We start from the raw sequence: 20599 nt of genomic DNA, 5'->3' as shown, positions 1-20599 counted from the left end.
TCCATTAGCGAATATAGTGAGTGTTGGTATGTTGGATGTAGTTCGGAAATTCTGCAATCGAGCCATGGCTTTGTAATAGTGTGGCCAGTGACATCACATATTTGTAAGCATTCAAGGCAGTTTCGGCTCGTAGTCCGCTCAGCATATTTTGTGCATCGATGACCTGTATGGCGGTGCCCATATCTTCTTTAAAGGACAATTCTTGGATGCGTAAATTTTCCTGTGCGGCTTTCAAATTTTGTGCCAGAAGTGCATCACTTTGCTGTGCGCTGAGTGCTTCGCTATAAGATTTATAAATCAGATTTTCAATTTCCTGCTGGGTGCGTGCAGTGAGCAGTTCTGTGGCAGAGCGTTTGAGTTCGGCAGCCTGAATATTTTTGTTTTTATCGATCCCAGAAAACAGGTTATAGCGTGCGGCAACTCCGACAATCCAGTTTTCATTTTGATCCAGACTATATTCGCCAAAAGCAAAAACATTCGGTTTTTTAGCTGCTTGCTGGGCTTTTACATTGGCTTGGGCCAATTGGGTATCCAGCTGCATTTTTTGAATCAGCGCAGAGTTCTGACTAAAAGTTTTTAGCAGATGATTTAAGGCCTGTGGCTCGGTTTTATTGACAAATAAAGGCGTCGAAAGCTCAGTGATGCTACTTTCCTGAAGCAGATTATTCAGCTGGAACAGCGCAGCATTCAAATTGGCCTGCGTATTTTGCTGGCTGCGCTCGGCATTATTACGTGCCACTTCAAATTGCATACGCTGGCCTTTACTGATAAAACCTTGCTGTTCCATTTTTAAGGCATTGCGATAATGCTGCTGCATGGCATTCAGATTAAACAGCGCAGCTGCATGCAATTGCTTTTGGAGCTGCACATTAAAATAACTTTGAATCAGTTCAAAACGCTGCGTATCTTGCTGCTGTTTGTTGCTGAGCTGACTACGACCGACCTGAATATTGGCAATTTCTTTGGCACTACGGGTGAGGCCTCCAGTATATATTGGCATAATCACGGAAACAGTGGGGCGAATCACCTGATCTTCAAGGATGACATTAGACGTATCCGGAATCAGACCAACTCCGCTATGAATAGTATTGTTAAGTCCATCACGCAGTGGATCGGTAATACCTGCAGGTAGATCCACGCCATTACTGGCCTCCCACTCATTAAGCCGGCCATTCACGCCTTGAGAGAGTGAATTCTCCAGATTATTTTTAAATTGCTTTAATGGAATATCGACTTCACTGTGAAAGGCATAGGCACGAACATTCAGGTCGACACGTGGCAGACCTACGCCTTTTACTGCTTCAGCTTCAAGTTTTGAAGCCTGTTCCAGACTTTGATAGGCTTGGCTGCTATAAGAATTTTGCAACAACTGACGTTCAGCATCCTGAAAGCTGATGCTCTGTGCATGAGCAAAGCTGCCATACATCATAGATGCAAGCAGATTTAAACCCCAGACAAGCTGTCTTTTATTTTTCTTTAAGTTCATAAAGTCGCTAAACTGATTTAAAGCCGGTAATGTTATCCCGCTAGTATAAATCAAAGGTTCGCAGATAGAACTAGTGTAAAGTTATAGTATTGTTTCTTGTACATTTGTCTATAAAAAGCACGCTTATGCGTCCTCTAATCTTCTTTTTTTACCTTTTCTTTTTAAATAGCGTTTTTTAGCTACTTTTTCTCTATATTCTTTTAAAAGTCTTGGATTTTTTTGCGATTAATTCATCCATATTGCTTTTTCCCCCCTCGAAATTCAGGATGTTGCTCTCGCATTTTTTTACATTCACTCTTTTCTCGCCAGATTTTAAAGAATAAATAAAGCTTGCTGAAGCATCTCTACGTAAAACTTCTTCTTTAAATAAAGGGGTGGCAATAGATCTCTTACGAAAGTTAATTTAAGAGCATCCAATTCACCATTCCAGCAATTAAATTCATTCTTAGACCAAATCGTTTCCGTCTATTTCTATAGCGTTCTGTTAATATCCGAAAATGTTTAAGTTTGCCGTTGATATGTTCAATTGTGATCCTACGCCGACTGATTTCTTGGTTGATCTGTTTTGCTATTTGGGGTAATGATAAATTGTTAGGTTTCTTGATTGGAATGAGTAACTTACTCTTAATCTGATGAAATCCTTTATAGGCTAAATCTGCCATGATATAAGGATAAATAATCATCTCCTTCAAATGCTTACGCGCAATGTTCAGATCGTGTTTTCTGCCATCTTCAATCTGTATACTTACAATTTGCTTTAATTGGGGGTTAAAAATGACCTGTGTTTTTAGCGTATGTTTCTTCTTTTTACCACTATAGAATTTTCTTTGTTTTTTTGGGACGCTCAATCTGTGACTCAGTAACATCAACGATTACATAATCCCCCTCATTAAACTTTTGATTCCTTTTCGGCAATGCGAAAATCCGTGATTGAATCAGAGCATTTTCAACTTTCTGAATCGTACGATTCACATTACTTTCAGCTAGGTTATAGTCGGCGGATAACTCAATTTGAGTTCTATAACAGCGTAAGTAATTTAAAGTTAACAACAATTGATCCTCTAAAAACAACGAATGAGGTCTTCCAGATTTTTTCTTGGCAAGTTCAGCATGTTGTAACACTGATACCATTTTTAAGAATAATGGACGAGGAACTCCAACAAGTCGTTTAAATTCTTCATCATTAAATCTTGTTAAATTTTCATATTTCATGAGATGAGTATAAACAATTTTTTACTTTCGCAAGAGGTCTAATATTAGTGAAAAAATAATTAGTTTTATAGCTAATCATAGATTCCAAGATATTTTGAGGTAACAAAATTACAGGTCCAACAACTTTATTAGGCCCCCAAGGAGCGTGAGGAAGTGAAAATTTTGATTTTTTCCATTCGTTATCGATTGCACAAAAGAAATGAATAGCCTCTTTTGTTTCAGTCGTTTCTATACCTAATTTTTCACATTGTTCTAATGTATATTCTGCAAAATGTTTAAAGCAAATATTAGGGTTTGTTGACAATTCGTCTATGTTTGCGGCAACGCATATTTTTTAGCTGCTATAAGGCATGGGACAGGAAATTTAGTCATTTTAAATGACTGGCACATAACGCAATAGCAGCAAAAAATATGCTCGCCCTGAAAGGCTGTGGCTAAAACTTTCTCAGATTGTGTTATGAAACTTAGCAATAATCTCGCTATTCCTTGCGTTTCATGCCTGATCTGCTCAGTTTTAGCCTACAGCGCAAGCCATTTATGAAATGTCAACAGACCCTAGTCGTTATATCTGAAATAGTGTCCGGACCTATACCATCTGCAACTAATATTAATTCTTCAAGATCTTCTAATAAGCCTGTCTGAGCTGCCTGAGAAGACTTTAAGCATGTGAGTATATATTCAACTTTAATATCGTGTGATCCTTTGCCATTTACTCCTTCTTTAGTTGCACCAATGCCAGTATATTTGGGCTCAGGAAAATGGGAGCATAATTTTCTTGCTTTAATTTCATCTTTTTCTTTAAGAGCTTCCATTAAACATTTCATAAAATTTTGCTGAGTAGTCAGAGCAGACTTGGAATGTATGTTCTCACAACGAGTTAAATAATAACTATCAATGTATAAGCGAGTATCTGTTTCCAGATTAGGGTCAAAGAAGTCAACTTCAAGTAAATTTTTATCTACCTTAAAGTGATTGAGGAATGTTGTCATTGTTTATTTCTCCTTTAATATTTATTTAAAATATCATTTAATTAGGAGTAGTGGGTGGTTTTTTTGATCAATTTGCGACAGATATTGTCGCATACATTTCAACCTCTTTTTTTGATTTAGTAAATTTATCCCTCGAATCTACATTGATTTTTTGACTCTATCTTGGCTCATAGATTGAAATAATTTTGTGCAAGACCCTGCCAGATATGGTTAAATGCCATCATTTTATTGTGTTTCACTCTGAAAGGAAAAATCATGCGCGCGTACAACTTCTGTGCTGGTCCTGCAGCATTACCGACTGCCGTACTTGAAAAAGCTCAAGCTGAAATGCTTGACTGGCATGGCAAAGGTCTTTCGATCATGGAAATGAGCCACCGTAGTGCCGACTATGTTGCCATGGCTGAAAAAGCGGAAGCAGACCTGCGCAAACTCATGAATATTCCTGAGAACTACAAAGTATTGTTCTTGCAGGGTGGTGCATCGCTACAATTCTCTGCGATTCCATTGAATTTGTTGGGTAAAAACAACAAGGCAGATTATATCCACACGGGTATTTGGTCTGAAAAAGCCTTAAAAGAAGCGCAGCGCTATGGCGATATTCATGTCGTTGAAGCGGGTATTCAGATTGAAGGTAAGCATGCCATTAGCGAACAAAGCCAATGGAACTTATCTGCCGATGCTGCCTATGTGCATTATGCAGATAACGAAACAATTGGTGGTTTGCAGTTTGCCAATATTCCAGAAACAGACAAACCGTTGGTATGTGATTTCTCATCAAGCATTTTATCTGCACCTTTAGATGTATCTAAATTTGGTCTGATTTATGCAGGTGCGCAAAAAAATATTGGCCCAGCAGGCTTAACCATTGTGATTGTACGTGAAGATTTGCTTGATCAAGCCAAGCCTGAAATTCCAAGCATTTTGAAATATTCAGCACAGGCAAAAAATGATTCCATGGTGAATACACCTGCAACTTATGCATGGTATTTGTCTGGTTTAGTGTTTGAGTGGTTATTGCAAAACGGTGGTGTAGATGCGATTCATCAAGCTAACCTAGAAAAAGCGAAATTATTATACGGTTATATCGATTCAAGCGATTTCTACGCGAATCCAATTTATAGCGCAAACCGTTCAATTATGAACGTTCCGTTTACTTTGGCTGATGCCGCACTGGAAAAACAATTCTTGCAAGAAGCTGAAGAAAACCGTTTGTTGAACTTGGCAGGTCACCGTTCTGTAGGTGGTATGCGCGCAAGTATTTATAATGCAGTGCCATTAGATGGCGTACAAGCTTTGGTTAACTTTATGGATGACTTTGCAAAACGTCACGGTTAATTGATAGTAGTAAAAAGCAAAAACCCAGCTGAATTAGCTGGGTTTTTTTTTATAGAAATAGGTGAAAAGTCATAGAGGCTTGTTGATGAGTGAAACTCAGAACACAAAATAGTGTAAGCCGTAGGCGGAGAGCAGCATGCCTAATGCAAAAAATAGGCAAGACATCGGGTCGAGCTGATAGCGTTGCTCAAGTTGATGTTCTACATGCTGTAAGTTTTCTTCTTGCACGATTTTCATAGATATTATTTTCCGATGATCTATTTATCGTTAAATATTTAAATACGGCTATATTTTTAGCATAAAAAATTGATTAAATAAAGTACTAATTTTATTTTAAATATAATATCTGCCAATAATGAATTAATTCTGTGTTGATTTTTAAAATCCGCACCACTCAAGGCTTTCAGATTATCTACGGTGCTTGGTGCAGATGTTTGGGTTTTAAAATAACTTATCCACATATTCGATTTAAAATATGGCTTATTTTGAATTTATAATAAATTTAAAGCTGTGGATAACTGCGTTTTTTTGAATTTAAAATGCTTAAATAAGCATCAATATATTCATACTATCAATAGCACGCTTTTAACAATCAAAAATTGATTATAAGCCATCAGTGAAATAAGTATTGAAAGTTCCTTCTCCCTGAGGAGAAGGCGAGGATGGGGGGATGATGAATATGAATTTATTATTTAGACAGCTACTTTGAGGTTTATTTTTAATAAACTACTGTTTTATATTGTGAATATTGGCTTGAATCCAAATATTGCCACGAATGTATTGTCCAATTTCAAAGTTTTGGTGCGCAGGATTTTTAGTTGCAAGACGAATTAAAATCGCAGGCTGATTTTCATCATGAATTAGAGTGACATCATAAACAGTATAGGCTTGATTCATGAATTCAAAACTGGTTTTACCAACAACATTGCCCTGAAACCAAGCTTCATCTTCCTGACCGATATTTTCGCCATATAAATATGCGACCATTTTAGAAAAATCCACCGTTACAGGTGCTTTGTCATCTTCGGACTTAGGTTGCCATGCGTCAATTTGTTCTTGCAGATTGGCAGGTGCAACACCATCATTGGCTGCTAAAATATCATTCAGCGCACGATGGTGTTTAATTGACGCAGGATCATCGACCACCAATTGTTCGCCTTCAGCAACAGCTTCAAGTTCATACGCCCATGCGTTTAAATGCACCCAGTAGGTTTGATCTTTTTGGTATTGTTGATGGTTGACGCTGTATAAACTGTCAAAAGCATAGACAATACTGTTGTTGCCTAAATTGAGTCGAAGCACCGCTTGAGTGTTAGATTTGCAGCTAATGATACGTTCAATTTTAGCTTCAACTTTGTAAGGACTTTCAAAGCAAGGGAAAGCCGTTTTTACAGCTTGTGGTTTGTTATTTTCAACCGCAATCACTTGTGTCAATTGAATTGCCTCTTTGCTTGGGCCTTGAATCAGCCATGTGCTTTGATCCATTTCTGCTTCTTGGCGGCATAAACCCATTGGCATAATTGGTGCATCTAGAGCCAGTCCTAACCATTTTGGAACTTCGGTGCAGGGTTCATCCGTGAGTAAATTCCAATGTTCAACATGGCTGCCGAAGTTCTGATCTTCAATGCGGATGATTTCTGGTCTATTTTGATTGTTCATAAGCACTTTGAGATGTTGGGTTCTTTTCTTTACTCTTAGATCGAGGGTTATTTCGATTTTTCAAGTCTTTGGCTGAAATTTCATGTAATGCCACTGCATTTGTACAGATTGTGGACAGCGATGCAGCAGAAACAAAATCACATCCATCTACACTTTAGCATGCAATTCTGAGCATTTTAAACATACTGCAATGTAATGAGTTTGATACACTAGTCGCATATTATTATCAGGGTTGCACAGTGCTGCCATTTAAACTTTGGGTTGATGCAGATGCATTACCTAAAATTCTAAGAGAAGTCATTTTACGTGCTTCAGATCGTTACCAACTTGAAGTCACTTTTGTTGCCAATCAATCGGTCGGGATTACGCCTTCGGTACGGATTAACTCTATTCAAGTGATGCATGGTGCCGATGCCGCCGATCAGGAAATTGTAGATCGCATGAAGGAACACGACATTGTGATCACGCAGGATATTCCACTAGCGGCACAAGTGATTGAAAAGGGCGGAATAGCGATTCATCCACGTGGTGAAATTTATACTGTTGCCAATGTGAAAGCGCGTCTGCATTTGCGTGATTTTATGGATACTTTGCGTGGTGCAGGCGTACAAACAGGTGGGCCAGCACCTATTTCAGAACGTGATAAACGTGAGTTTTCAAGTAGTCTAGATCAAACCATCCAAAAGCAAAAACGTAAAACTGCTTAATACGAGTCACGCATGCCTTCTAAAACCAATATTATGATGACCTATGCCTTATTGGTTTTCATTTGGGCAACAACGCCTTTGGCAATTGTCTGGAGTGTGTCAGATTTACACATGCTTTGGGCTTTGGTGCTACGTTTTTTCATTGCTTTGCCCTTAGCTATTATTTTATTGCTGCTGTTAAAAGTGAAATTTCCACATCATCTACAAGCGTGGCATAGTTATTTGGCAGGTTCGTTTAGTCTGATCGGTTCACAAATTTTCACCTACATTGCCACCGCTTATTTAAGCTCAGGCATTATCGCCCTGATGTTTGGTCTGACCCCCATCATAGCAGGTTTGATTGGTCGTTTTGTGTTTCAGTTGCATTTGGCACGTATTCAATGGATCGGAATGACAGTGTCCATTTTAGGGCTTGGCATCATCTGCTTTGGCGGCGAAACACAGCATGTGCATCCTCTGGGTATTGTTTTAATGCTGTTTAGTGTATTGACCTACACCATGTCTATTTTCTGGGTGAAAAAAGTTAATGCGCAAGTTGAACCTGTAGCACAGGCAACTGGCTCGATTTTGGTATCAACCATTGCGGCTTTATGTATTGTGCCGTTTATTTGGCAATATGTACCGACTAGTTTGCCGAGTCTTAAATCTATCGCAGCTTTACTTTATACCGTGATCATGGCTTCTTTGATTGCAATGTTCTGTTATTTTAAATTGGTGCAGAATATTCAGGCGACCACCTTATCTTTAACCACCGTCATGACGCCAATGATTGCTTTGTTGATTGGTGCTTTACTCAATCAAGAAGCTTTATCGGTCATGGTATTTGTGGGCGCTTTGGTTTTATTGTCAGGCTTAGTGCTGTATTTTTATCGTGATCTTAAAGCAAGTCGGGCATTGGCTCAGAAAATCAAAACACCATCCTAACGATATGCAAAGATGGCGTTATCCACGTGATTTTATATACGCGAACATGCAGAAATGATTTATTTTATATGGGTTTAGAGTTAATGTTTTTTAAATTTTAATCTAACTAACTTTATAGTGAATAGTATTAAAGATAGAGCTAAGGAAGTTGATATGCTAAAAACTCCAATCCATTTCCATGGAATAGGAAATCCTTTTATTAGATATACAATTCCTGTAAAAGTGACAGATATCGTATAAACAATAGAAAAAGAAATTAGATAAATCAAAAGGGTTGGCAGTTCAACCCTTTTATCATTTTTAGCAACATAATTTGCTAATTCTCCACCAAGCATACCACTTAGAAAAGCAAAGATTAAATTATCCATATGATATTTCTGGTATTTTATTTCTTAGATTATGCTTGTTTTAAAGCAACGGCTTCTGCAAGTTTGACGCGATCTTGAGGGTGTAGAGTAATAAAATACGCCCCAGTACGATATTGTCCATTTTCTTCTTCACGGCTGTAAACCACTTGCGCGGTTGCGGCTATATGGAAAAAGTTTTCAGGATGGCTGAGCGTGACATGAATATAACTGCCCGTGTTTAATTCACGTTCACTATAAAAACTGAAACCACTTTCTGAAAAATTGACCTGTTCAGGGATAGGTAACATGCTTTGTACAATTGCATCGTATAAAGACCCTGTAATAAGGTTTAATTTTTGGTTGAATAAGGATAAGATTCGAGCAATTTGTTGATCTTTTTCAGTTAATTGTTCTAATTCGTAGTTTAATGCATGATCAAATTGATCTAATTCTGCGAGTAGTAGAAAATAACGCGGTAAAACAAAATTAGCATCGTAAGGGTCGTTCAGCGCAACATCGTCAGAAATGATCTGGTAATTGATTCTCAGGGCAGCATCAATTCGTGACATGACACGACGTTCAGACGCGACGCTTTGATGCTGTAAATTTTCCATAATGTATTACCTCGGACTTGATGGTATGTTTAAACCAATCTCGCTATATATAGGGTTGAGATATACGCGCGCTCGGCGCAGTAACCACTTTATTTCTTTTATTGCCTTAGTTTCGATGATCGGTCTAACTTTGGGTGTTGCCGTCCTCATTACCGTACTTTCGGTGATGAATGGTTTTGATCGTGAATTAAAAAATCGTGTCTTGGGCATGATACCTCAAGCCACTGTTTCATCAACACAAATTTTAACAAATTGGCCAGAACTTGCAACGAAAGTTGAGCAACATAAGCATGTTGTTGGTGCTGCACCATTTACGCAATTGCAAGGCATGTTGACTGCACAAGGGCAAGTGTCGGGCATTATGGTCACGGGAATTGAACCCGAATACGAAAAGAAAGTATCCATCATTCAAAACCACATGGTTGCAGGCAGTATCGATAATCTGCAAAAGGGTGAGTTCGGTATTGTTTTGGGCAAACAAATGACCGATGCCTTGGGTTTGGGTTTAAACGACAGCATCACCTTGGTTTTACCTGAAGCAACGCCATCCCCTGCAGGGGTTGTACCGCGTTTTAAACGCTTCAAAGTGGTTGGTATTTTTAGTATTGGTGCAGAAGTCGATTCGATGATGGGATATATCGCCCTGAATGATGCTTCGACTTTGCTGCGTTTACCCGATGGTGCGCAAGGCGTACGTTTAAAACTGGATGATATTTTTGCTGCACCACAAGTATCTCGAGATATTGTGCAAGAGCTACCTGCCAACTTTTACGCTTCGGACTGGACTTATACTCACGGTAACTTGTTTAGCGCCATTCAAATGGAAAAGGCGATGGTGAGCCTATTGTTATTCCTAATTGTTTTGGTGGCTGCATTTAATATCGTGTCTTCTTTGGTGATGGTTGTGACCGATAAAAAATCAGATATTGCGATTTTAAGAACTTTGGGTGCATCACCAAGCACGATTACCAAAATTTTTATGGTGCAAGGTACGGTCATTGGGGTTATTGGTACGGTTTCAGGTGCAATCTTGGGGATTATTTTCGCGTCTAGTATCAGTGGTTTTATTGCATGGTTGAATAATGTATTAGGGCTAAATTTATTTGATGCTTACTTTATCAACTACTTACCTTCATATTTAAGATGGCAAGATGTGGTGGTGATTGTGAGCTTGTCGTTAATTTTAAGTTTCTTGGCGACGATTTACCCTGCGTTACGTGCCGCGAAAATTCAACCAGCAGAGGCATTGCGTTATGAGTAAGATTGTTCTGGAAGCCAAGCAAGTTTCTAAACACTTTACCGATGGCAAAACCACTGTTGAAGTGATTCGTGGTCTAGATTTACAAGTTCAGCAAGGGCAGTTTGTGTCGATTGTCGGAGCGAGTGGTTCGGGCAAAAGTACCTTATTGCATGTGTTGGGTGGTTTAGACCGTCCAAGCACAGGCGAAGTATTTTTACATGGGAAGCGTTTTGACAATTTAGGCGAAGCTGAACGCGGCTATTTGCGTAATCGATACCTCGGTTTTGTTTATCAGTTTCACCATTTATTGCCTGAGTTTAGTGCGCTTGAAAATGTGGCAATGCCGTTAATGTTACGTGCAGGCACAAATTACAAAGAGGTGAAGGCACAGGCAGAGTATCTGCTTGAGCGAGTCGGTTTATCGCATCGTTTAACCCACAAACCGGGTGAGCTTTCTGGAGGGGAACGTCAGCGTGTTGCATTGGCACGTGCGTTGGTGGCGAAACCCGCACTCATGCTTGCCGATGAGCCTACTGGAAACTTAGACCGCAAAACTGCAGTTAAAATTTTTGAATTGCTGCGTGAATTACGCAGTGAATTTAACATGGCGATGCTGATTGTGACCCATGATGAAGAACTGGCAAAATCTGCCGATACCATTCTGCACATGCAAGATGGTGTTTGGGTAGATGCTTAGGGGCATAGCTCGTAAAGCCGCTCAAAAGCGATTGCGTTTAAAATAGCAATTGCTGGAATAAGATTGTTTTGTTGAAGCCCACTTCGGTGGGCTTTATGATGCATGCCAATAAAAATAATAAGTTTAATATTCATGCTGCAATTGATTGGTCTGGCTTGGGTGATTGGGATCGCCTGTGTCGGAATACGTTCTTCTTCTTTTCCAATACATTCATTGACTTCCATGCCCAGCGCAATGGTTTTACTGATTTTATGCAGTATCGTTGTGCAATACTTGTTGCAAGCTCGCTTATCTTCAATCTATTGGAAATGTTTGAATGTAGGAGTGGCAGGTGTTTTGAGTCTTGTTTTCGGTTTGATCTATGCGGATACGCAGATGCAGCAGCGTTTGCAATGGCGTGAACTACAACCTGAATTTGCTGAAGTCGTGGTTTATGTCAGACAGTTAAATCAGCTAAATGACAACAGCATTTCACAAAGGGTTGAGGTGTTAAACCGACATCCTCAAACAGTGACATGGTTAGCAACTTTAGCACAAACTCAGGTAGATCAAGAGCAAAATTTAGAACTTGGACACTATTACAAATTAAGTGGAAAAATTCGCCCTGCGCATAGTTATGCCACAGCAGGTGCATTTGATGTAGAGCGGTGGTATTTACAGCAAAATATTATGAGTGGTTTTCGGGTTGAGCAGATTCAGCCTATCTCGGCTGAACAAATTTATGCCATGGGGTTTACACAACATTGGCGTGCCCAACAGACGCTATGGGCAAAATTTCGATTATGGATTGAACAGCAGCGTTATCAAATTCGACTGTTTATTCAGCAGCAACCTTTGCATCATCAAGGTTTAATTCTTGCATTACTCACAGGAGATAAAAGCCTATTAGATGCAGAAACTGAAGCACAGTTTCAGCGTTTTGGAATTAGCCACTTATTGGCTATTTCAGGGCCACATGTGCTGATTTTTGCAGGCATGCTATGTTGGGCATTACGTCAGCTGATTAGGTATTACCGTCCGCATTGGTATTTGTGGATGCCTAAACAATACTTGCTCATGTTGCCATTTTTAAGTTGTGTATTGCTGTACACCGCCTTTGTCGGTTTTGAAATTCCTGCATTAAGAACCTTGCTGATGTGCAGTCTAGTGACAGTAATGTTAGTGCTGAAGCAGAAGCTTCAAGGCTTTGCCTTGCTGATTTATAGTGCTGCCTTATTATTATGGTTTGATCCTTTAAGTGTACTGTCTGCTGCTTTTTGGCTGTCTTACGGGGCCTGTTTTATTCTACTGCGTATTTATCAGAGCTTGAGTGCGCAACCACGTATAGAGCTGAATCGTTGGCAGCAACTGAAACATGCCAGCAAAATTCTAATCGAGTCGCAATGGAAAATTTTTATTGCCTTATTTCCTTTGGTGATTGTGTTTTTTAAACAAGTGGCGTGGATTGCACCGCTTATTAATATCATCGCAATTCCATTGATTGGTATGCTGATCGTGCCTTTAGATGTTTTGGCAGGAATTTGCTTTTTTATTTTTGAACCCTTGGCGTCAATACTGTTTCAATTGAATGATCTAGCTATGGCTTTGTTGCGCTTGATTTTTCGGGGGATGGAAACCGTTTTTGTACCACGGTTACATACTTTGTCGATGTCTGCAGCGGTGTATGTCTGTCTATGTTTAGGCTTATTTCTGCTATTTTTACCACAATCGGTATTGCCTAAAACTTGGGCAATCTTATGTTTTGTTCCACTGATTATAGTCGATAGCCAACGACAACCATTTGAATTAACAGTACTCGATGTGGGGCAGGGACAAGCTTTATTTTTACGTTCAGGTCATTACAACATGATGATTGATGTGGGCGGTTCTTATGATGAAAGTAAGTTTAGTATTGGACAGCAAATTTTACGTCCATTTTTAGCGGTGCATGGTATTAAACAACTGGACTTGGTGGTTTTAAGTCATTTAGACCAAGACCATAGTGGTGCATTTCCTCATTTGCAAAATGAAGTCAATATTCAGCATGTCTTTGCCAATCAGACCGTAGATGTGGCAGTAAATAGCAAGTTTAATTTGTGTCAGCAAGGGCAACAGTGGTCTTTACCACATCAGGTACAGATACAAGTTTTATCTCCTAAACCGAGTCAATTACCCTATGCCGCACAGCAACAAAATGAGTTGTCATGTGTGTTGTATATTTCAGTGCCATCCGCACAGCCATATCAGCATTTTTTAGTGATGGGCGATGCAGGTTGGGCAACTGAATATCAATTGTTGCAGGAATATCCTGATTTAAAAGTAGATGTGTTAATTTTGGGTCATCATGGGAGTAAGCACAGTTCTGCCTATGATTTTTTAGCACATTTTAAACCCAAATTGGCCGTGGCATCTGCAGGTTTTGATAATCGTTATGGACATCCTAGTTCTTTAGTTCAGCAACGCTTGGCTGCGCTCAATATTCCGTTCATGAACACCATACAACAGGGCAGCGTACGTTTTTCTGTAGATGCACAACAGCGTATGCTTATACAGCCGTATCGGCAGCAGAAATTGTGGTTGCAGCGTTAGTTTGGTTCTGTGTCTGGGCACGTACAGCCTGCACATCTGCCAAGGCTTCTTGCACAGGTTTATGATAGACCCCGCGTAAATCTGGATGGGCTTTATAGCGTTTATAACTCCAGTGATAATGTGTAGGATAACGACGGATCAAATCTTCAATTGCACGGTGAATAATAGCTGTCCCTGCATTGGCATCACACTGATAAATGTGCTCATCTATCGCTTCGATATACATATCAAAGCCTTGATCTGCATTTCTTAACGCATATAAGAACAAAGCTTTTGCTTTAGTTTTCTGAATCAATTTGGCGCTTAAATTACTCGATTCCAACGGAATACCAAAAAAAGGAATCATCTCACCACCTATATTTGGGGTATGGTCTGGCAAAATGACAGTGGTTCCGCCTTGTTTGAGTGCTTTAAAAATTTGACGTACCCCAGATTCATCTGTTGGGACTAAATGTGCCTGTTCACGGCTACGTGCTTGGCGCACAAAATCATCTGCCGCAGGGTTTTTGACAGGTTTATACATGATGGTCATTTGCGTATATTGAGCGATCCACGCATTCATAATTTCCCAAGTGCCAAAATGCGGCACAATTAAGACCAAACCCTTTTGTGCAGCCAGTGCATCTTGTAATAGTTCTAAACCATGTACCTGATGGATTCTTTGAATATTTTTTTGATTGCTTGATCCCCAAATATGAAAAAACTCAAAATAAGAGGTCAGTTCGTTACGAATTGCTTGCTGGGTAATCTGTTCGCGTTGTTGTGAGTTCAGCTCAGGAAGCGCAATTTGTAGATTGAGTTGAATGGTTTGAGAGGTTTTACTCAAACGCAGTGTATTGACCAAAAAAGCCAAAGATTTTGCAAAAAAACGCGCAACTGTTAAAGGTTGTCGACTGACAAAATCAAGCAGGCGCGATAAAGCCGTTGTCGGTGCAGGTTCGGTCATAACGACAGCATCAATTGATAGAAAGGATAAAGATGTAAAATATTATAGGAGAAAATACAGGCTTTAGACAGTTTTTGCCAATTCCGTGTATATAATGGAGCAAATTTACTATTTTTTGGATTGTTTCATGTCCGATTGGCCACCAAAACCACAAAATGAATCACAACAAATATCTCCACAAGCACAGCAGCCCACAGGCAATGAGTGGAAACTATTAGAAAAAGCTGTTTTAGCTTCAGTTGAAGAACAACGTCGTGCACGTCGTTGGGGGATTTTCTTTAAGTTTTTAACTTTTGCTTATATATTTTTACTGTTGGTGATAATGGGCAAAGGGTGCAGTACCACGACCACGAATCCATCGGCAGCGAGTCCACATATCGCGGTGGTGGATATTGTTGGCACAATTGCATCTGATAAGCAAAGTGTGAACAGCAATGACACCATCAAGTCACTGAAAAAAGCCTATGAAAACAGCAACAGTCAGGCGGTGGTGCTAAATATTAATTCTCCGGGTGGTTCACCTGTGCAGTCAGATGAAATCTGGCAAGAAATTCAATATCTGAAAAAACAGCATCAAGGGAAAAAACTCTATGCCGTGATTGGCGATACTGGCGCTTCAGGTGCGTATTACATTGCTTCCGCTGCAGATGAAATTATTGTCAATCCATCAAGTTTGGTGGGTTCAATTGGCGTGATTATGCCAAATTATGGGCTGAGCGGTTTAATGCAGAAGATGGGTGTAGAAGATCGCACCATGACCTCAGGTGAAAATAAAGCCTTATTGTCGATGACACAACCTGTTGATCCTGAACAGAAAAAACATGTGCAAGCCGTATTAGATAATGTGCATGGCCACTTTATTCAAGCAGTGAAAGATGGACGCGGCGCGAAACTGAAATCACAAGATCCTGCGATTTTCTCAGGTCTGTTCTGGACAGGTGAGCAAGCCGTGACTTTAGGCATTGCCGATAAGATTGGCAGTTTAAATAGCCTGAAGCGTGATTTAAACCTAGATAAAACAGTGAACTATACCATTGAACACAGTCCTTTAGACTCTGTGTTGGGTCGTATGGGTGCAGCAGTGGGAGAGGGCTTTGCCACTTCTTTATCTCAACATATTCAGACTGAGCAAAACGCGAAATTACAATGAAACCACTGATTCATTTTGCGCATGCCAATGGCGTGCCATCGAAGGTTTATCAAAAACTGTTTGATTTACTTAAAGATGATTACGATGTGATTTACGTCCCTTTGTTGGGGCCAGATAAGCGTTATCCGATTGATAATCATTGGCAAAGCTTAACCCAACAAGTGATTGACAGTGTTGTACGTCAAGCTCAGGGACGTAAAGTGATTGCGTTGGGGCATTCTTTAGGTGCAGTGTTGTCGTTTCAAGCCTCTTTACAACGCCCTGAATTATTTGAACAAGTGATCATGCTTGATCCACCTTTAATTATGGGTAAAGCATCGGTGTTTTTACATTTTGCCAAAATGTTTAAGCTTAAAGCAGTAGATCAACTGTCGCCTGCATCTTTGTCTTTGCGCCGTCGTGATCATTGGGAAAGTCGTGAGCAAGCAGCAGACTTATTGCGTCCGAAAGGTTTTTATCAAGATTTCGATGCCGATTGTTTTCAGGCTTATATCGAGCATGCTTTGACTGATGACCATGTGCGAGGCGGAGTACAATTGACCATTCCAAAAATGGACGAAGTCAATATTTTTAGAACCAATCCCTCACTGTGGTGGTTGCCGCAAGCAAAACTGCAAGTGCCGACAGAATTGGTGATTGCAAAAAAAGGTCCGTTCTTAAAAGCAGGTTTCCCACAAATTACCGCCAAGAAATTCAACATTGCTTATCAGGTGGTTGAAGGTGGACATATGTTCCCTTTAGAAAAACCTGAAGCGACGGTGCAGTTGATTAAAGATTTGATTCAAGCACAGCAGAGTAAAGCTGCTTCTGTTTAATTCAGTCTGAACCAAATACGAACCATAAAAAACGCCTGATCAACAGGCGTTTTTTCGTATATATCAAAAGCTACATACTTAAAGAATATTTAAAAATTGCAAAACTGCACAGGTTGTTGTATCAGTTGTTGGCGATACATCACACCTTGCGCAGTGTGCTGAATGGTTCCGTTACAAATCCATTCAACCACTTGCGGATAAATCAAATGCTCCAACACATGCACACGGTTCGCCAAGCTTTCGGCATCATCGTGGATGTTTACTTGCAACACACCTTGTGCCAGTGCTTGACCTGCATCTAATTCAGCAGTGACATAATGCACGGTACAACCATGTAAAGTATCGCCTGTATTGAGTACACGTTGATGGGTGTGCATGCCTTTATAATGCGGCAAGAGTGAAGGATGAATGTTGAGCATTTTACCTTCCCAAGCGTGCACAAATTTGGCACTTAAAATACGCATAAAGCCCGCAAGCACCACCAAATCAACATCCCATGCAAGTAATTGTTGATGCATGACATCATCAAATAATTCACGACTCGGATATTGTTTGTGCTCAATCACTGCAGTTTGAATCCCTGCTTGTTGAGCGCGTTGTAAAGCATAGGCATCAGGCTTATTGGAAATAACCCCAACAATTTGCCCTGAAAGATTGGCATCTATCAGGGCTTGTAAGTTACTTCCGCTGCCTGAAACGAGGACAGCTATTTTGATCATCTGAGTCAAATCACGCAAAAATTACGCGAATTTTTTCATCTGCGCCTTCAACGGATTCGGCGTTGTCTTGAATACGACCCATCACCCAAGCTTTTTCGCCAAGGCTGTTGAGAAGCTCAACTGTTTTGTCTGCATCGTTGGCATCTACAACAACAACCATACCTACACCACAGTTAAAGGTGCGATACATTTCAAACTGTTCTACACCGCCTTCACGTTGTAACAATTTGAACAGTTCTGGCCATTCCCAAGATGATTCGTCAATCACTGCTTGCGCACCATTTGGCAATACACGTGGTAAGTTACCTGGTAAACCGCCACCCGTAATGTGCGCCATAGCATGCACATCAACTTGTTTGCACAGTTCAAGCATTGATTTGACATAAATGCGTGTTGGTTCCATGGCAACGTCAGCCAGTGGACGACCATCAACCAGTTGAGTTAAATCAACATTTTTTACGTCTAAGATTTTACGAAGTAAAGAGTAACCGTTTGAGTGTGCACCTGAAGAAGCGACACCAATCAGAACGTCACCAGCTTTTACTTTAGAGCCATCAATAATTTTGCTTTGCTCAACCACGCCCACACAGAAGCCTGCAAGATCGTAATCTTCACCTTCATACATGCCTGGCATTTCAGCAGTTTCACCACCTACAAGCGCACAGCCTGCAAGCTCACAGCCTTTACCAATTCCTGTAACAACATTGGCTGCAACGTCTACATTTAAGTGACCTGTTGCATAGTAGTCTAAGAAGAATAAAGGTTCAGCACCGCACACCAGTAAGTCATTTACACACATTGCCACCAAATCTTGACCAATTGTGTCATGGCGGTTTAGGTTCAACGCTAAACGTAATTTAGTTCCTACACCATCTGTGCCAGATACGAGCACAGGTTCTTCATAACCTTTCGGAATTTTACAAAGTGCGCCAAAGCCGCCTAATCCACCCATCACTTCAGGACGAGTCGTGCGCTTAGCGACAGATTTGATACGATCGACTAACGCGTCGCCCGCTTCAATATCGACACCAGCATCTTTATAGCTTAAACCAGTGGTTGGGTTAGAAGTTGAGTTGCTCATAATGAAGTCTCCGCATTCGCGGGGCGATTATACCTGAATATACGAAACTCTTATGTTATTTATGCGCTAAAATGCTATCTTTATTCAAATATTTTAACTTCTATAACGAATAAACTGAAAAAAGGCGAATTTCTATGGTCGATCGTACCTTGCGTCGCATTTTTATCCTGTCTGGGATAGTTCTGCTCCTTTGGGTGCTGTACTTATTAAAACCGGTTGTCATTCCTTTTGTTGTTGCATTTTTCATGGCTTATTTATTTAGCCCATTGGTTGAACAATTTTGCAAAGTCGGTTTGCCACGTTGGCTATCTATCAGTTTGGTTTTTATTGGGATTGGCATCGCGCTGACTTTGGCAGTTTGGTACATCATTCCTTTGGTTTGGAAGCAGTTGATGATTGCGCGTGACAGTATTCCTGTCGGTATTAACTGGATCAATTCGACCTTCTTGCCGTGGGTGTCTTCGACTTTTCATATTGAAGAAATGGAAATTGATACCTCGCACATGAGCAGCATCGTCATGGATTATGTGCAAACCAATTATACTGCCGATAGTATTCAGGCCATGTTATTGAGTGTTGCACAGTCTGGTCTGAATTTTATTCAAATTGGTGGTACCGTAGTGCTGATTCCAATTATTGCTTTCTATTTTCTACTCGACTGGCAGCGTATGCTCGACAGCCTGCGTCGCTTAATTCCGCGTCCTTATGAGCAAAGCACTTTAGCTGTGGTGCAAGAATGTCACAGTGTATTAGGTGCTTTCGTTAAAGGTCAGTTTTTGGTGATGATCTTGTTGGGCGTCGTTTATGCGACTGGATTGCAACTGATTGGTTTAGAAGTCGGTTTGATTATTGGGATGGTTGCGGGACTTGCTAGTATTATTCCGTATTTAGGTTTCGCTGTAGGGATTGTTGCAGCCATTATTGCCACTTTCCTACAATTTGGCATTGACTGGATGCAATTGGTTTTAGTCCTTGTGGTCTTTATGATTGGACAGGCGGTGGAAGGCTATATTCTACAACCGTTTTTATTGGGTGATAAAATCGGGCTTTCGCCAGTCGCGGTGGTGTTTGCTGTTTTAGCAGGTGCACAACTGGCTGGATTCATGGGGATGTTGATTGCTTTACCAGTAGCAGCAGTGATTGTGGTTTTACTGCGTCATTTACGTGATTTTTACGAAAAAAGTTATTTGTATGGGCAACCTGTGGTGGTGTCGGAAGATGGTGCATCGGGTGATATCAGCATTGATACAGCACAAGTTCATATTGATATTGAGCTTGATCCTCAGTCAGCAAATTCACTGCAACAGACTGAAAAATCAAGTAAGATAAAGCCCTCAGATCAGCAAAACTCCTAGGTGATTACAATTCTATGCGTCAACTGCAGTTAGATATCGAGCCTCAATTAGATGCACGGATCAGTGATTTTTCTGGTCCAGGTTGGGGGCATGTGATTGATGCAGTTCGACAGCTTCATGCAGGATTGGTCAATCGCTTTTATGTCTATGGTGGTGCGGGCACAGGCAAAAGTCATTTATTGTCTGCAATTTGCGATTCCTATTTAGAAATTGGCAAATCAGCTATTAAAGTATCCTTACTTGAATTATTGGATGCCCCAACAGAAGCAATTACCTCTTTAGACCGTTATGATTTGGTTGCTTTAGACGATATTGAAGCGATTAGTGGTGTACCACATTGGCAACGTGCGGTGTTTCACTTAATCAATTACAGCAATGAGGTTGGTGGTCAGTTGGTGTTTTCATCACGTTTTGCACCGATTGAATTAAAGCTTGAATTGCCCGATTTGCAATCACGTTTGACGCAGGCAGTGAGTGTTAAAGTGCCTTCAGGCAGTTTGTATGCAGACCGACAAGCTTTAGTGAGTTCTGTGTTAGAGCGTCGCGGGATTATCATCGACCCACAAATTATTGATTATTTGTTGTTACATGGCCCACAGCAGACCTCGATTTTGCTGCAAAGCCTTGAACAGTTGGTGCAATTACTTAAAGGAGAGAAAACGAAATTAAGTGGCGCAAACCTGCGTCAGATTTATGCTTTAATTGACGAATATCGGTAAAAATTAAAATTACTTGAGAATTTGCGCAAGCTATGC

General features: G+C 40.3%; 22 protein-coding genes. 10 read left to right on the top strand and 12 right to left on the bottom strand.

All coding sequences use genetic code 11. The features are described 5' to 3' along the window. Window positions 1–4 precede the first annotated feature (4 nt). From FTU98_RS03510 to FTU98_RS03495, 4 genes are all read right to left on the bottom strand, one after another. Complete coding sequence (locus tag FTU98_RS03510; RefSeq protein ID WP_168370507.1) at window positions 5–1486, bottom strand: TolC family protein; 1482 nt, start codon at window positions 1484–1486, stop codon at window positions 5–7. 398 nt (window positions 1487–1884) lie between these two features. Continuing rightward, a protein-coding gene (locus FTU98_RS03505; RefSeq protein WP_179991116.1) for an IS5 family transposase occupies window positions 1885–2698 on the bottom strand; the annotation gives its coding sequence in 2 pieces (ribosomal slippage) (window positions 1885–2310 and window positions 2312–2698; 813 coding nt in all). Continuing rightward, window positions 2688–3002, bottom strand: a complete 315-nt coding sequence (locus tag FTU98_RS03500) for a hypothetical protein (protein WP_035310653.1) — start codon at window positions 3000–3002, stop codon at window positions 2688–2690. The genes FTU98_RS03505 and FTU98_RS03500 overlap by 11 nt, the downstream gene beginning before the upstream one ends. Window positions 3003–3243: 241 nt before the next feature. Then, complete coding sequence (locus FTU98_RS03495) at window positions 3244–3687, bottom strand: hypothetical protein (protein ID WP_004971845.1); 444 nt, start codon at window positions 3685–3687, stop codon at window positions 3244–3246. A 255-nt stretch (window positions 3688–3942) separates the two neighbouring features. Between FTU98_RS03495 and serC the strand changes: the two genes are divergently transcribed. Then, a complete protein-coding gene (serC, locus tag FTU98_RS03490) occupies window positions 3943–5022 on the top strand; it encodes a 3-phosphoserine/phosphohydroxythreonine transaminase (RefSeq protein WP_004971842.1) in 1080 nt (359 codons plus the stop codon). A gap of 96 nt (window positions 5023–5118) precedes the next feature. On the opposite strand, the gene FTU98_RS03485 is transcribed toward serC, so the two are convergent. Together FTU98_RS03485 and FTU98_RS03480 are read right to left on the bottom strand one after the other, a co-directional pair. Continuing rightward, on the bottom strand, window positions 5119–5259 hold the full coding sequence (locus FTU98_RS03485; RefSeq protein ID WP_004971840.1) for a hypothetical protein: 141 nt from the start codon (window positions 5257–5259) through the stop codon (window positions 5119–5121). A 489-nt stretch (window positions 5260–5748) separates the two neighbouring features. After that, window positions 5749–6681: a hypothetical protein gene (locus FTU98_RS03480; protein ID WP_019837949.1), complete on the bottom strand. Its 933-nt coding sequence runs from the start codon at window positions 6679–6681 to the stop codon at window positions 5749–5751. A 239-nt stretch (window positions 6682–6920) separates the two neighbouring features. Here FTU98_RS03480 and FTU98_RS03475 point away from each other — a divergent pair, with 239 nt between their 5' ends. Then, complete coding sequence (locus FTU98_RS03475; protein WP_004971836.1) at window positions 6921–7388, top strand: YaiI/YqxD family protein; 468 nt, start codon at window positions 6921–6923, stop codon at window positions 7386–7388. Window positions 7389–7400: 12 nt separating this feature from the next. Beyond that, window positions 7401–8312, top strand: a complete 912-nt coding sequence (locus FTU98_RS03470; RefSeq protein ID WP_104853213.1) for a DMT family transporter — start codon at window positions 7401–7403, stop codon at window positions 8310–8312. Between the two features lie 80 nt (window positions 8313–8392). Here the strand turns inward: FTU98_RS03470 and FTU98_RS03465 are convergent, their stop codons facing one another. Beyond that, window positions 8393–8680: a hypothetical protein gene (locus tag FTU98_RS03465; RefSeq protein ID WP_136144316.1), complete on the bottom strand. Its 288-nt coding sequence runs from the start codon at window positions 8678–8680 to the stop codon at window positions 8393–8395. Between the two features lie 29 nt (window positions 8681–8709). Then, entirely contained in the window at window positions 8710–9273 is a 564-nt protein-coding gene (locus FTU98_RS03460) for a PilZ domain-containing protein (RefSeq protein ID WP_004971830.1), read from the bottom strand. A gap of 25 nt (window positions 9274–9298) precedes the next feature. On the opposite strand from FTU98_RS03460, the gene FTU98_RS03455 reads away from it, so the two are divergent. Further along, window positions 9299–10534, top strand: a complete 1236-nt coding sequence (locus FTU98_RS03455; protein ID WP_004971828.1) for a lipoprotein-releasing ABC transporter permease subunit — start codon at window positions 9299–9301, stop codon at window positions 10532–10534. Further along, window positions 10527–11210: a lipoprotein-releasing ABC transporter ATP-binding protein LolD gene (gene lolD / locus FTU98_RS03450; protein ID WP_180050428.1), complete on the top strand. Its 684-nt coding sequence runs from the start codon at window positions 10527–10529 to the stop codon at window positions 11208–11210. The genes FTU98_RS03455 and lolD overlap by 8 nt, the downstream gene beginning before the upstream one ends. On the opposite strand, the gene FTU98_RS03445 is transcribed toward lolD, so the two are convergent. After that, window positions 11207–11434, bottom strand: coding sequence for a hypothetical protein (locus FTU98_RS03445; protein WP_154648271.1), 228 nt, complete (start codon window positions 11432–11434; stop codon window positions 11207–11209). The two genes, lolD and FTU98_RS03445, sit on opposite strands and share 4 nt — an antisense overlap. Here FTU98_RS03445 and FTU98_RS03440 point away from each other — a divergent pair. Beyond that, entirely contained in the window at window positions 11343–13778 is a 2436-nt protein-coding gene (locus FTU98_RS03440) for a DNA internalization-related competence protein ComEC/Rec2 (RefSeq protein WP_104853215.1), read from the top strand. The genes FTU98_RS03445 and FTU98_RS03440 overlap by 92 nt on opposite strands. On the opposite strand, the gene FTU98_RS03435 is transcribed toward FTU98_RS03440, so the two are convergent. Further along, window positions 13735–14724 (bottom strand): lysophospholipid acyltransferase family protein, encoded by a 990-nt coding sequence (locus tag FTU98_RS03435; protein ID WP_004971822.1) that lies wholly within the window; start codon window positions 14722–14724, stop codon window positions 13735–13737. The two genes, FTU98_RS03440 and FTU98_RS03435, sit on opposite strands and share 44 nt — an antisense overlap. 127 nt (window positions 14725–14851) lie before the next feature. On the opposite strand from FTU98_RS03435, the gene sppA reads away from it, so the two are divergent. Next, window positions 14852–15874 (top strand): signal peptide peptidase SppA, encoded by a 1023-nt coding sequence (sppA, locus tag FTU98_RS03430; RefSeq protein ID WP_004971820.1) that lies wholly within the window; start codon window positions 14852–14854, stop codon window positions 15872–15874. Beyond that, window positions 15871–16689, top strand: coding sequence for an alpha/beta fold hydrolase (locus FTU98_RS03425; protein ID WP_004971819.1), 819 nt, complete (start codon window positions 15871–15873; stop codon window positions 16687–16689). Before sppA ends, FTU98_RS03425 begins: the two co-directional genes overlap by 4 nt. 89 nt (window positions 16690–16778) lie before the next feature. Here FTU98_RS03425 and purN read toward each other — a convergent pair whose 3' ends face one another. After that, the gene (gene purN / locus FTU98_RS03420; protein WP_104853305.1) at window positions 16779–17408 is read right to left on the bottom strand and encodes a phosphoribosylglycinamide formyltransferase; all 630 of its coding nucleotides are present in this window, start codon (window positions 17406–17408) and stop codon (window positions 16779–16781) included. A 10-nt stretch (window positions 17409–17418) separates the two neighbouring features. Further along, window positions 17419–18489, bottom strand: a complete 1071-nt coding sequence (gene purM, locus FTU98_RS03415) for a phosphoribosylformylglycinamidine cyclo-ligase (RefSeq protein WP_004971815.1) — start codon at window positions 18487–18489, stop codon at window positions 17419–17421. A 134-nt stretch (window positions 18490–18623) separates the two neighbouring features. Here purM and cxpE point away from each other — a divergent pair, with 134 nt between their 5' ends. Next, entirely contained in the window at window positions 18624–19844 is a 1221-nt protein-coding gene (gene cxpE, locus FTU98_RS03410; protein WP_180050426.1) for a chloramphenicol efflux transporter CxpE, read from the top strand. Window positions 19845–19858: 14 nt separating this feature from the next. Continuing rightward, complete coding sequence (gene hda / locus FTU98_RS03405; protein WP_004971812.1) at window positions 19859–20563, top strand: DnaA regulatory inactivator Hda; 705 nt, start codon at window positions 19859–19861, stop codon at window positions 20561–20563. The last annotated feature ends 36 nt before the right edge of the window (window positions 20564–20599 follow it).

It is taken from the genome of Acinetobacter sp. YH12211, assembly GCF_013418015.1.
Classification (GTDB): Bacteria; Pseudomonadota; Gammaproteobacteria; order Pseudomonadales; family Moraxellaceae; genus Acinetobacter; species Acinetobacter towneri.
This window is presented reverse-complemented; position numbering and strand designations above follow the sequence as displayed.